This window comes from Candidatus Kryptoniota bacterium (assembly GCA_036567965.1).
GTDB lineage: Bacteria > Bacteroidota > Ignavibacteria > Kryptoniales > JAKASW01 > JAKASW01.
Genome location: DATCTN010000006.1, coordinates 68,719 through 81,952, shown reverse-complemented (window position 1 = coordinate 81,952; position 13,234 = coordinate 68,719). Strand labels below are relative to the sequence as shown.

Annotated in this window: 9 protein-coding genes; 3 read left to right on the top strand and 6 right to left on the bottom strand. The window is 50.0% G+C overall.

Annotated features, from left to right (window positions below; translation table 11 throughout):
* Positions 1-112 precede the first annotated feature (112 nt).
* A complete protein-coding gene (locus VIS48_01105) occupies positions 113-310 on the top strand; it encodes a PspC domain-containing protein (GenBank protein ID HEY9164738.1) in 198 nt (65 codons plus the stop codon).
* Between the two features lie 30 nt (positions 311-340).
* On the opposite strand, the gene VIS48_01100 is transcribed toward VIS48_01105, so the two are convergent.
* From VIS48_01100 to carB (VIS48_01075), 6 genes are all read right to left on the bottom strand, one after another.
* Positions 341-2,581 carry a DUF5916 domain-containing protein gene (locus VIS48_01100; GenBank protein HEY9164737.1) on the bottom strand — a complete coding sequence of 747 codons (2,241 nt, stop codon included), beginning with the start codon at positions 2,579-2,581 and terminating at the stop codon, positions 341-343.
* A 161-nt stretch (positions 2,582-2,742) separates the two neighbouring features.
* On the bottom strand, positions 2,743-5,163 hold the full coding sequence (locus VIS48_01095) for a M1 family aminopeptidase (GenBank protein HEY9164736.1): 2,421 nt from the start codon (positions 5,161-5,163) through the stop codon (positions 2,743-2,745).
* A 42-nt stretch (positions 5,164-5,205) separates the two neighbouring features.
* Entirely contained in the window at positions 5,206-6,027 is an 822-nt protein-coding gene (locus tag VIS48_01090) for a geranylgeranylglycerol-phosphate geranylgeranyltransferase (GenBank protein HEY9164735.1), read from the bottom strand.
* An 18-nt stretch (positions 6,028-6,045) separates the two neighbouring features.
* Positions 6,046-7,806, bottom strand: coding sequence for a POTRA domain-containing protein (locus VIS48_01085; protein ID HEY9164734.1), 1,761 nt, complete (start codon positions 7,804-7,806; stop codon positions 6,046-6,048).
* A gap of 60 nt (positions 7,807-7,866) precedes the next feature.
* Positions 7,867-9,663 (bottom strand): carbamoyl-phosphate synthase large subunit, encoded by a 1,797-nt coding sequence (gene carB, locus VIS48_01080; GenBank protein ID HEY9164733.1) that lies wholly within the window; start codon positions 9,661-9,663, stop codon positions 7,867-7,869.
* A gap of 43 nt (positions 9,664-9,706) precedes the next feature.
* Entirely contained in the window at positions 9,707-11,188 is a 1,482-nt protein-coding gene (gene carB / locus VIS48_01075) for a carbamoyl-phosphate synthase large subunit (GenBank protein ID HEY9164732.1), read from the bottom strand.
* Between the two features lie 219 nt (positions 11,189-11,407).
* Between carB (VIS48_01075) and VIS48_01070 the strand changes: the two genes are divergently transcribed.
* Complete coding sequence (locus VIS48_01070) at positions 11,408-12,094, top strand: DNA alkylation repair protein (protein HEY9164731.1); 687 nt, start codon at positions 11,408-11,410, stop codon at positions 12,092-12,094.
* Between the two features lie 120 nt (positions 12,095-12,214).
* The gene (gene galT, locus VIS48_01065) at positions 12,215-13,216 is read left to right on the top strand and encodes a galactose-1-phosphate uridylyltransferase (GenBank protein ID HEY9164730.1); all 1,002 of its coding nucleotides are present in this window, start codon (positions 12,215-12,217) and stop codon (positions 13,214-13,216) included.
* Positions 13,217-13,234: the final 18 nt, after the last annotated feature.

Below are 13,234 nucleotides of genomic sequence, written 5' to 3'. Positions count from 1 at the left end.
GAATGGTTTGTGCGCGGCGCGCTCATGCAGCTCATGTAGTTTCCCGTCATAAAATCTGTTGTAACTAACGCGTTAACGATGCGTCGTCTTTCATATGAAAGGAGATGGAGTCATGAAGAAGTTCTACAGGTCGATGCGCGAAAAGAAGATTGCAGGTCTCTGTGGCGGTGTCGCAGAAATGCTCGATGTAGATCCCACGCTGGTGCGGCTCGGTCTCATTTTCCTTTGCTTCATAACGGGAGTGTTCCCAGTCGTCGTGACGTATCTTATCGCATGGTGGGTCGTTCCGCCGAACTACGGACAGGCCTGATTTTCCGGAAATCAGGTTAGGGATATTCCCCTAATCCCTCAGGAGATATTGCAGTTTAATGAAGAACTCTCGCGATGTCTGTTCGATCCCAAACGGTTCACCGTAGTCCGTCAGGCTGTGTGTTGAGCCGGCGTAAAAGATTGTGAACGGATTAAGCTTATAACTGAAAAGCGGATCGATCTCAATTGCCTGGTTGAATTGGTCGTACTGTCCGATCAATCTTATGAAGATTCGTTTGTTGATTTGGTAGATCGTCGAAAGTCTTCCGATATATCCATCATAAAAAAGAGTCCCGCCGACGATGTCCAAAAGTTTTGACACTGAGTAGTCGGCGGTTAGAGATAATCTGTCAGTGGGCTTGAGAACTAATTCGGCCGAGATGTTATACCCTGTGCCGAGCCTCGCAGTGTCGGCGCGATAGATGAACCTGCCGGTTTGCACGTTGAGACTGCACGTTACTGCGCTGAAGGGTCGCGCGTACATATTGAAGATCCAGCGATGTACGCCTCTAAAATCAACGGACCGGAAGAGCTCATCATTCAAAAGTAAGTAAGTTGCCTGGAGCTGCGTTTGCCCTTTCAGTTGAGCGACGACAGTGGGGACGATCCAGCGCTCTTTTCGCTTGTTGTCATAATTGAAGTGCAGGAAGGATTCTACATCGAAGACCCACCAGTCGATCAGAGCGGTGTTCGGATAAAACTCCACATTGTGGTCCATGTCCAGAGTTCGGAGGTCGTTCTGAAACACGAATCCGTTCTGGGCCTGGAATGTGGGTGAGAAGTCTCGGTATGTCAGGCGGAAGCTGTAGATTCTCGCATCCCTGCGGAATTCCACGACCGATCCCATGCCTCCGTATTCCTCGCCGTCAAAAGCGCGAGTGAATCTCGTGCTTCCGAAATGCGACGTGTCGGATATGAGATTGGTATCGTTTAGTTCCTTAGTGTTGGAATAGAGCACCTGCCCATCGAACGTATAATTGCCGCTGAAAAAATAATTCCAGTCCACGCCTTCGACATAGTTATGTGCGTTGTAAAAATTCCTTGCCGTTCCCAGAAAGCCAACGAATGATTGATTCCCAAAATTGTATTTTCCTCTGAGGATGTTTGAGACTGATTGATGTGAACTCGCTAACGTGCTGCTGGCTTCTTCGCCCGCTACGATGAAAGGTGTGTTCCTATCCTCGGCGCCAATGTATCCGAGAGAAAATCCGCCGCTGTTCTCCATGAGCTTCATTCCTCCCAACGGATTGTTTATCATGCGTGAATAGTACGCTTGCGTCTTGGTCGTCAGCAAATCGTTACCTTCCATGAAGAACGGCCGCTTTTCCGGATAAAAGAGCGCGAATGAAGAGTTGACGCTTATCTGTGCCGCATCGGATTCCACCTGGCTGAAATCGGGATTTCCTACTCCTTCGATTGTGAGACTCGGATTAGGATTGTATTGAATCCCAAGTCCGAGTCTTCCCGTGACTCGACCGTTGCTAAAGGATGAGTTTGGATCGGAGGGATCACTTTTTCCATCGCTCTTTAGGGCCATTGCATATGGAAGTAGTCCGAATGTCCCCGCCGGATCTATGCTCGTCAGTCCTTCGAGAGTTCCGCCCTGGCACAATAGGCATGGGTCATTCAAATCAAGTCTGACCCAGGAATACTGATAGCGGCTTTGCCGCGGCAGATTTCGCAGGAAATCCAGATTCCAATTCTCGATCGGCAGTGCGGGGAACCGGATGCTTTTGAAAGGGATCGCCATCTCGACAATATACCCGCTGTCGATAATCGAACTTGCCGTATGCCAGACTGCATCCCAGCTCATATCCTCGTTGTTCGCATCTCGAATGCCGTCGCCTTGTATGCCGTATGGATTTGCGAAGAATTCGTATGCTCGCTGGTGATCTGAGTAAGTATCGAGTATGACTCCGACGTAGTCGTCATCGAACATATTGTCGCGGTCTGCAATGTGCGCTCTGATCCGGCTCGGGTCTGTATCATGACACATGAACCCCAGATACAAGGTCTCATCATTGTAAAGGACACGCACGTCAGTTCTTTGTGTGGCAGGGAGGTTGTCGCCGGGTTGCACTTCGAATCCGAGATGAACGGGTGAGGCGTGTGCCCACCTTGGATCCGAGAGTTTCCCTGTGAGGGAGATATCGCCCTGAATTTTCGCGGCTTTGATGACGTACTTGGTTGCGTTTGTGGAATCGGAAACGGCGGCTGCAACTTGGGGCAAGAGGGTCAGGGTTGTGACAACAACTTGTAGTGCGTTATTCAATGTGCTCCTCCATCTCTTCGACTGAAATACGGGGATGTGGAAGAATCGTTACAGGTTACAACCCCGGAATTTCACGCTTCCCATTTTTCGCGCAGGTCAGCATTTGCTCTCTTAGGCAAAGGTAAATCCAGAGGTGTCCGCCTGTGACGCGAATGGACTTGTCAACTTTTTCTTTTTGTGATCGTTTCCATAGCTCGCCTCGCCATCTCTACGAGACGGCCGTCCGGCTCATTTTTTACACATTGCTCCAGAAGAGGGAGCACTGTTTTGTCTCCGATTTTCCCTAGCGCGTTTATCGCGCTTGCGCGGACCCAGATATACGGATCCTTCAAATATTTTGTCAGGACCGATATCGTTTGATCCTTGTCCTGATCCAGCTTTGCCAACACGGCAATGCCCGCAGTCCTGAGATTTCCCGGCTGACCGTACTTTGAATAATTCATTGCGATCCGATAAGCCATTGCAGGTCTTGCTTTCGCCATCGCGTTCAATGCTGCTGTCCGCAGGACCTCGTTGTATGAATTCCTGTCCAGCGCCGTGTACAGCACATGAACAGATTTCGTCGAATCCACATCGATGAGCGACGTGACCGCGGCGGCCCTCACAAAGTAATTTGCCCTTGAATAGAAGATATGAGTGAGGAGTCTTTCGATACTTTTGTCCTTTTTGAATCTACCAAGCGACCGGATTGCCGCAGTCGCGACCCGACTGTCCCGGTCGTCAGTGGCTGACGCCAGCGAGTTCTTCGAATCTTCATTTGAATAATTTCCAAGAAGCTTCGCGCACTCCTCTCGGACTCCCCAGAAAGAGTCGTGGGTTAATCCGGAGATGATATAAGATTCCGCATCCTGATCGCTGGAGCCAGAGAGTTGATGGGCTGCCCAGATCCTTCCTGCAACATCAGGATCGTTTTGAAGCTGGTAAGCCAGCTCGTCAATTGTTTTTTTGAAATCAACCTCGTCAAGCAGCCAATGACCTTCGTCGAAATTGACCATCAACGGTTTGTCGGGCACCGGAATTGAAAAGGTACCGGAAGTTGAGTCGATGGTTATTCGTTTTGTTTCCTTGGTTGTCGGCGTAACTATGTAAATGTTTACAGGCGTATGGTACACTGGCGTGAGACTGTCGACCTTTTGAGTCTGCTCGACGTGAAGGAGCAAGTTGTGTGCAGTGGGGACGTATTGATAGCTTATTCTGAAATCAGGATGGCCGCCCATGTACAGCCATTCATTGAAGAATTGGTCGACGTTAATGCCTGTCGCTTCGCGGACAGAGTTTGAAAAATCGCGAGTGTCCACGTTACTGTGCGTGAACTCGGCGACGTAATGTTGGATGGCTTTGTCGAACTCATCGTCACCCAGAACGAACCTTAGCATGTGAAGCACCGAAGCCCCGCGAGGGTAAACGTATGCGCCGAACATTTCGACCGGATCATAATATCGATCATACACAGTAGGACGGCGTTCAATGTCGTCTGCCTTGATAACGTCCGCATGATTTTGACTCATCTCGAATTGAAACTCAGATTCGCCGTAAGCGTGTTCGCGGTAGAGTGCCTCGAAGTAAGTTGCAAACCCTTCGTTGAGCCATATGTTGTTCCAGTTGCGCGTGGTCAGGAGATCTCCGAACCACTGGTGCGCGGTCTCGTGCGCGATGAGACCAACACTCGACACCTGAGGTTCCGAGTTCGCGTCATGGAGCGTTCGGTCCGTCAGGGTGATGGCGGAAACATTTTCCTCGCCGCCCCATGTGAAATCGGTAACGGTCGTCAGTGCGAGTTTTTCCCATGGGTACTGCTGCCCGGTGATGTCGGAGTAAAATTTCAGGATGTCAGGCATGGCAGAAAGATTCTGCTTGATCTGGTTTCGGAAAGATGGATCGGAATAATAGTAAATCGGAATATTCCCGTAGCTGCTCTGGAACGAGTTGAATATCCCCGCGACAATGGAAATCAGATAGACGACATGTGGTTGAGATTCCACCCAGTCGTAATTCTTAGTCCGTCCGTTCGGAGACGGAACAGTACTCTTCAGGACGCCGTTTGAGATTACGGTCCAGTTGGACGGGACTGTCGCGATTATCTCGCTGGACGTGAAATCATCGGGATAATCGTGGCAAGGGAACCAGTACCGGGCGTCTTCAGGTTCATTATTGCTCCAAATTTCAGGATTTCTTTTAGGGTAAGCCTTGTCAGGCGAAATGAAAAACAGTCCGCGTGATGGTTGAGCGGAATACGATATCGTGAATGTCACTTTGTCCTGCAGGCCGTAGTGTTTGTCGAGTGCGAAGGTCAGAATTCTGCCATCGTACCGGTATCCCGCAGCTTTGCCGCCAATTGAGACTCCGCCGATCTGCATACCTACCGCGTCCAGATGAAGCGAGTCCAACGAGGCCCGTAACGGAATGATCGTTTCTATTGCCTGACCTCTGACGGTCTTGCCGGCAATATCGAATTTTAAGTTCAGTACGATGTTGGACATATGGAACTCTCTGTCGGGCGCATGACGCAAAGGGGGAGGAGTCTGAGCATCCGCATCCATCAGTCCGAAGAACAACAATAGTGGGAAGACAAGAGCCTTCATCTAATGACATCTCCTTTTACTATTTCATTACTAGAGGAGGTTCTAGACTTTACCGACGATCAGGGCGATCAAACCGAAGATCATCATGAGTTTGTAGCCGAAGCTTGCCTCGGAGAATCCCCGGCGCGAAATAAGAAGATAAGTAACGTAGACGCCTATCGGAAGGATCGTCAAACCGCAGACAGTGAGGAACTGTATCGGGAGGATGTGAAGCAAGTAAGCACCACTCACCATAACGAGAAGTACGAATGCCAGCGCGATCGAGATGCCGGCAGAAGTTCGTGTTCCGAACTTCGTGGCAATGGTTCGGATGCCGATTGTCCCGTCCCCCTTAACATCTTCAGCATCTTTGATGATTTCGCGGATCAGATTTGTGATGAAGGCGAAAATGGCTGCCGGGTAAACATCGGAGAAATTATTTACCGCGGCACCTCCAAAGACAAAGGCCAGCCCGGTGACGATTGCGACGACGAAATTTCCGACGAATACCATTCTCTTGAATTTGAAACTGTAAAGAAACACTAGCAGAACTGCTGCAACAGCTATTGCGAGAACTTTGAGGTTGATGAAAAAGCAGATTACGAGCCCGCCAAGTGTAACCACAATGTAGAATGCCTTTGCCTCGACTATGGTCAGGCTTCCGGAAGCAAGTGGCCGCTCAGGCCTGTTGATTGTGTCAATGTCGATATCGTACAGGTCGTTCACCGCGTTCCCTCCCGCCGTTATTAATGAAGCGGCAATCGCGGCCGCAAACACCGGCAGGCTTGAAATGATGTTTACTCCAGTCAATATGCCTGCGCATTCCACGCTTAAGAACGCGATGATTACGTTTCCGATTCTCGATAGTCTCAGGTATGCATTCATTTAATTTTCAATTTGGTATCAAAACTGGTTCACGATTCCGAAATGAATCTTTCCCTCGACAAACGAGTCGCCTCTTCCCAGTGCGTAACTTGCCTTCAGGATTCCTATTCCGGTTTCGACTTGCGCGCCGACCCCATATCCATAGACCGAGAGAATAATCTGGGGGACGTTGGCGACCGGGTCGCTTTGTCGGTAAATATATCCCGCGTCCAGAAAGGTGAAGAAATAGGATTCGCGCCCGCTCGCGAACCTGTATTCGATGCTTGTCCAGGCGGCTCTGGTGGCGATAAATTGATTCTCGATGTACCCTCGTATAGTATTGGTGCCTCCGAGACGGTACATATCCGTCTGATCCAGCTCGGTTCCGGTAACTTGTGCGCCATGAAATCCCAGAGCAACGATTTGTCTCGGAAACAGTTCGTGGAAGAAGGATAGATCCACACTTAGATGTTGAGTATAATTCGAGAGTCTCGTGTTCTGCTTTATCAATTGAGCGGGTCCATAAATCTTTTTCAGTCCAAGTTGAAACTGTGTCTGGTATAATACGCCATACCTCGGACTGTAGATATCATCCCGCGTATCGTATGTTATCCCCGCACCTAAATTCAGAATGCTGCTTTCGTAAACAAAGTAGTTGTTGTTCGCGTTGAGAAGGGGAGTGGTCGATAAGTTGCCGACCGAAAGGTTCGCGTTGAAATTGTCGCTGAACGTGAACGTGCCTGTGGCTGCGAGATTTCTTGTGACTGAAGTCGTGTCCTGCTGACGTTGTGAAAAATCGAATTCCGCGTTCACCGGGGAATCAAATATGTATGGTTCGGCATACCCGACCTCAAGCTCTTGTGTGAGGTTCGTTTCCTGGTGCCACATCGCGCGGAATTTCCGACCGGTCCCGAACAGATTTGATATTGAAATGTCAATCATGCCTGTAAAGTACCCTGATTGTCCGACCTGCGACGGCACGTATCCGATTACTCCATCAAATGTACTGGTGTTTCCTTCGGCAACTTTCACAAGTAACCCCGTAGTATCGCCGCTGGCAAAAATTTCCGGCTCGTCGACCGATTGAAAGAAACCGAGTTTGAGCAGACGCTGTCTGGCGGATTGTATTTCATCTTCACTGTAATAAGTATTCGCAGGGATTTTCAACGCTCTAATGATAACATAATCCTTAGTCTTCGTGTTTCCTTCCACGCGCACGGCTTCAATCTTCACTCTTTTTCCCTCTTCAATACGCAACGCAACGCCGAGAGAATCCGTATTATTGCCGCCGTAAATAAATATACTGTCTATTCTGATCCTTGCAAGGGGGAAACCGCTATCGTTGTACTTCTTCAGGATAAAATTGATATCGTCTTCGAGCTCGCCCTGGTTGAAGGTCCGGCCCGGTATGGTGTTGAAATCGCTCAACAAGTCGGATCTGCTGTAAAACTCGTTCCCTTCAGTCAGGATTTCTCCGACGAGTAGCCGCGGACCTTCGTGCAGAAACAGAATGAGGGTTGCTTCCGATGAGTCGGGGTCTATCTGGATCCGTGAGGAATCTAACCTGATGAGGAAGTAGCCTTGCGAGAAGTATTCTTCCTCGAGGTTCGAGATGCCGGTGCTGATCCGTGAGGTATCGGCGATTTGATAACCCAGAGGCTTGAAATTATCAGTTAGGTTGTTTTCGCTGAACGCCTCCGCACCGACGATCCTGATTCGCGATATTTTCGGCTGGGCATCCGTTATCGCGTACTCTCCGATGAAAATCAGGATGAAGAGAAAGAAATATGGAGACTTCATTGCTTATGAAAAATAAGAATTGTGGGGGAGAAGAGACAGGCAATTCTTCGGTTCAGGGGGTTAGTGAGTGGAGTGAAAATCCTGAAGGGGTTTGACGTCCATCTCGCCGGCCTGGAGTTCTCTTATTGCCTTCACCGCTGCCGATGCTGCGGAGAGAGTCGTGGCAAACGACACTCTGTGTTCTATCGCGGCCCATCCGATCGCGTATTCGTCATACCTCGCTTCTTCACCGTACGGCGTGTTCACGATGAATTGAATCTTGCCGTTCTTTATGTAATCGACTATGTTCGGCCTGCCTTCGCTAACCTTGAATATTTTTTCGTTCTCTATTCCGTTTTCCGTCAGGAATCTGGACGTTCCCTCTGTTGCGATGATACTGAATCCGAGGTCGATGAAGTCTTTGACGAGATCGCGTGTCGTCTTGTTCTTATCGTTGTTGTTCACGCTGAAAAGAACTCCTCCGGATTTCGGCAGGGGGTTGCCGGCGGCGGCCTGCGATTTCGCGTAAGCGGAACCGAAGTTGGAGTCGATACCCATCACTTCCCCTGTCGAACGCATCTCCGGTCCGAGGAATACCTTCACGCGGGAAAACCTGTTGAACGGGAACACTGCTTCTTTAATCGCGATGTGGTGAAAGTTGTTGTTCACGCCAGTGAGGTTGAGCTCTTTGATCTTCTTTCCGAGCATGATCTTTGCGGCGATCTTTGCCAGCGGCAGCCCCATGCTTTTACTGACGAACGGAACGGTCCTGCTGGCGCGAGGGTTGACCTCGAGAATATAAACGACATCTTCCTTCATCGCGAATTGGATATTCATCAGCCCGACTACCTTCAAACCTTTTGCGAGCATGACGGTGTATTCTTTGATCTCTTTCAGACACTTTTCGGTAATCATATACGGAGGAATAACGGCTGCGCTGTCACCCGAATGAATCCCTGCTTCCTCGATGTGTTCCATGATCGCGCCGATCACCACGTCGTCTCCGTCGGCAACCGCGTCGACATCGAATTCGAAAGCGTCTTCCAAAAACCTATCGATAAGGACCGGCTTGTCGGGAGAAACGTCCGCTGCGGTCTGCATGTAATGGCTGAGCGATTCTTCATTGTAGCAAATCTCCATCGCGCGTCCGCCGAGTACGTAAGACGGCCGCACGAGCACGGGATATCTGATAAGCGAAGCCACATCGACCGCTTCATTGACGGAATAAGCCGTGCCGAATTCCGGATGGGGAATTTTCAATCTCCTTAACAGCTCGCCAAAGCGCTTTCTATCTTCGGCTATATCAATTCCCTCTGAGTTCGTCCCGAGCAGCCTGACGCCCGCCTCTTCAAGTGGTTTCGCGAGTTTCAGAGGAGTCTGCCCACCAAAGCTCACGATTACGCCGTGAGGCTGCTCAGCTTCAATCACGTTCATAACGTCTTCAAAAGTCAGCGGTTCAAAATAAAGTTTGTCTGCCGTGTCGTAGTCTGTGGAGACCGTTTCGGGGTTGCAGTTGATCATAATTGCTTCGAAGCCCTCTTCACGCGCAGCCATGACTCCGTGTACACAACAGTAGTCGAATTCGATACCCTGGCCGATCCTGTTGGGTCCGCTTCCGAGAATTATCACTTTCTTCTTTTCGCTGCGGACCGCCTCATCTTCTTCCTGGTAAGTCGAAAAATGATAAGGTGTCTCAGCTTCGAATTCCGCGGAACACGTATCGACAGTTTTGTAAACCGGCACAACTCCGAGCCTCTTCCTGAGTTCGCGGATCGCCGATTCGGTATTACCAAATATGTCGGCGAGCTGCCTGTCGGAGTAACCGAGCTGCTTCGCTTTTAGCAGCGTGTCGCGGTCAAGCTGTTTCTTCTTCATCATCTATTTATTTCGCGAAAATCCATTTTCTTTTTTCTCATAAGCCTTACGGCCCGACGAAGTATCCATCGCGGAGTTCGTGTTCGAAATCTGTGATCTCCTTCAGATTCTTAAGGAACCAGAGATCGATTTTGGTAAGCCCATGAATTTCTTCGACCGAAAGTCCGGCCTGCATGGCGTACCTGAGATAATAAATGTTATCGGGTTTGGGTCTCTTGAGCCGATTTGTGATCGTTCGCTTGGCCTCGTTCAGGGCTGCGGGTTTCATCCGTGAAAAATCGTAAATATCTTTGCCGTCACTCCCAAGTCCGAAACGACCCTGCTCCAATGACCTCAGCGCTTTCTGCAGGGATTCTTTAAATGTACTTCCGATCGACATAGCTTCGCCCACGGACTTCATCTGGACACCGAGCGTATCGTCGGCTCCCTTGAACTTCTCAAAATCCCACCGCGGAATCTTCACGACCACGTAATCTATTGCCGGCTCGAAAGAAGCGGGCGTCTTCTTTGTGATGTCGTTAGGAATCTCGTCGAGCGTGAAACCGACCGCGAGCATGGCCGCGATCTTCGCGATAGGGAAACCCGTTGCCTTCGATGCAAGGGCGCTGGACCTCGACACCCGCGGGTTCATCTCAATTACAACCATTCTCCCGTTGTGCGGATCGACCGCAAATTGTATGTTCGATCCTCCGGTCTCAACTCCCACCGCACGGATTATCTTCTTTGCCCAATCTCTCATCTTCTGGTATTCACGATCGGTCAGTGTCTGTGCAGGCGCGACGGTTATCGAATCGCCGGTGTGGACTCCCATCGGATCAAAATTCTCGATTGAACAAACAATGACCACATTGTCCTTCTTGTCTCTCATTACTTCGAGCTCGAATTCCTTCCAACCGAGAACAGATTCTTCCACCAGGATTTCGCTTATCGGGCTGACTGATAGGCCATGTTCTGTAATTTCGCGGTATTCCTCGACATTGTATGCTACACCGCCGCCCATGCCGCCCAGTGTGAACGACGGCCTGATTATCGCCGGGAACCCCACGTGGTCAACGATTGCCATCGCTTCTTCCGTTGTCCTGACAAATCCGCCCCGGGGCACATCGAGTCCGGCAGAAGTAACGGTGTTCTTGAACAACTCTCGGTCTTCAGCCTTATTAATCGCTTCAAGATTAGCGCCGATCATCTCGACATTATACTCCTTCAAGAGGCCTGATTCTGCAAGACTCACGGCGATGTTCAACGCCGTCTGACCTCCCATCGTGGGAAGGACTGCGTCGGGTTTTTCTCTGACAATAATTTTGGAAACGAATTCAGGCGTGAGCGGCTCGATGTACGTGACATCGGCAAGTTCCGGATCTGTCATGATGGTCGCGGGATTACTGTTGACGAGGATTACTTTGTAGCCGAGTTTGCGGAGGACTTTACATGCCTGAGTTCCGGAATAATCGAATTCACAAGCCTGCCCGATTACGATCGGACCGCTCCCGATTATCAGGATGGATCTTATATCTGTGCGCTTAGGCAATAAGGACTGCTCATTACTTGTCGGGGTAAAAGTTAACATTCACCGGAGGTCTAATCAAGCATTTATGAAAAGTTTAAAGGGCTAACATGAATTGCATCGACCGTGCGTCTGATTGTCCGATGCGCCTGTATGTACTAACTTTTGAATGTTGAGATGTTTCCGTTTTCAAATGTCAAATATTCTTGCTGAACCAAGAACGTGCAGGTTAGGGGAATGAAAATGGATTTGACGAATGCGAGTGAAATACTTTCTTACCTGAGGAGGTTCTCAAGTCCGGAAAATGTGGCGGGCATGGCGCGATTTGGAATCAGTAAAACGAACACTCTCGGAGTATCGATCCCTGTCATACGCGATGTCGCCCGGAAGATCGGCACCAATCATTCTCTGGCACTCGAACTCTGGGAGACGGGGATTCATGAAGCGAGGTTGCTGGCCGGATTCGTCGACGATCCCGAACGGGTTACAAACGCGCAGATGGAAAAGTGGGTGAAGTCATTCGACTCCTGGGACGTTTGCGATCAAGTGTGCAGCAGTCTTTTCGACGAGACAAGACTCGCAACGAAGAAGGTGATCGAGTGGAGCAAGAAAGATGCAGAATTTGTTAAACGGGCGGGTTTCGTCCTCATGGCAGCACTTGCTGTGCATAACAAAGAAGCTGACGATAAACTCTTTCTTTCATTTCTTCCGATCATCAAACGCGGTTCGTCGGACGACAGGAATTTTGTGAGGAAGGCAGTCAACTGGGCGCTTCGACAGATAGGGAAGAGGAACTTGAAGCTAAACCGGGCCGCTGTGAAGACTGCAAAAGAAATTCAACGGTTGGATTCGAAGTCCGCAAAGTGGATCGCGTCGGACGCGCTGCGGGAACTGACGGGGGAAGCAGTTCTGACGAGACTGAAGAAATGATTCAGAGAAATCAGTCGGATAACTCGGAGAAGGTCGTTAGTTCTTGAGGGGTTAGTGATTATATTCTTCTGAAATCGTCGCCTTGAGAGGTCCGACGAGAACGAAAGTCAGGAGGCAGCAATGGCGGAACTTAGACAAAACGTAATCACCCGGGAGTGGGTAATCATCACACCAGAGAGGTCAAAGCGTCCGGATCAATTCGCCGGCGAGAAGGATCGGCGGCCTCGAATGCCGGATTACGTGTCGGATTGTCCGTTCTGTGCAGGGAATGAGAAGTATACTCTCGACGAGTCTTACAGGGTCTCGACGGGCAACGGGTGGAGTGTCAGGGTGATCGCGAACAAATTTCCGGCCCTGTCGGGATCTGGTGACAGGGTAAGAAAAGTAGACGGCATCTATCGTTCTATGACAGCGGTCGGGTTTCACGAGGTCGTTGTGGAACATCCGGCGCACAACATGACCATGGCGCTCATGACGGACGACCAGGTTACGGACATCCTGAAAGTCTACCGGCAAAGATACCGCACCGTAAGAAGAGACGACCGCGTCGAGGCAATTATTATTTTTAAAAACCATGGCGAAGGTGCCGGGACGTCGCTCGTTCACCCGCATTCACAGCTTGTCGCGACACCTGTCGTGCCTCAGCAGGTCAGGATAAGGATGGATGAAGCGATCAGGTATTTTGACGACACAGGGGAATGCGCGTGTTGCAGGACCGTCCAGGACGAATTGAAAGCAAAAGAGAGAATAATCTTTCAGACGAGAAATTTTGTCGCGTTCATTCCGTATGCTGCGCTGTCTCCCTTTCATACATGGATATTTCCTCTGAGACATGCATCGTCATTCGACGAGATAACCGATGTGGAGGTGAAAGACCTCGCGCGATGCTTGAGAACAGTCCTGGCGAAACTTTATCACGGACTGCGAAATCCTGACTACAATTACTCGATCAGGTCAATTCCGACCAGGGAGCTTCATGTGGAGTATTTTCACTGGTATCTGACCATAATACCGCGAGTGACAAAGACCGCAGGGTTTGAGTTGGGAAGCGGAATGTATGTTAACACCGCCTTACCGGAGGAGAGTGCTGGGTTCCTGAGAGATGTAGCGCTGCCTGGATAAGAGGCGAAGAACGACCGA

Excerpts from the sequence above, each read along its gene's own strand:
- VIS48_01085 (HEY9164734.1), bottom strand. The coding sequence starts at position 7,806 with ATGAAGTCTCCATATTTCTTTCTCTTCATCCTGATTTTCATCGGAGAG.
- VIS48_01095 (HEY9164736.1), bottom strand. The coding sequence starts at position 5,163 with ATGAAGGCTCTTGTCTTCCCACTATTGTTGTTCTTCGGACTGATGGAT.
- carB (HEY9164733.1), bottom strand. The coding sequence starts at position 9,663 with ATGATGAAGAAGAAACAGCTTGACCGCGACACGCTGCTAAAAGCGAAG.
- VIS48_01090 (HEY9164735.1), bottom strand. The coding sequence starts at position 6,027 with ATGAATGCATACCTGAGACTATCGAGAATCGGAAACGTAATCATCGCG.
- VIS48_01105 (HEY9164738.1), top strand. The coding sequence starts at position 113 with ATGAAGAAGTTCTACAGGTCGATGCGCGAAAAGAAGATTGCAGGTCTC.
- galT (HEY9164730.1), top strand. The coding sequence starts at position 12,215 with ATGGCGGAACTTAGACAAAACGTAATCACCCGGGAGTGGGTAATCATC.
- VIS48_01070 (HEY9164731.1), top strand. The coding sequence starts at position 11,408 with ATGGATTTGACGAATGCGAGTGAAATACTTTCTTACCTGAGGAGGTTC.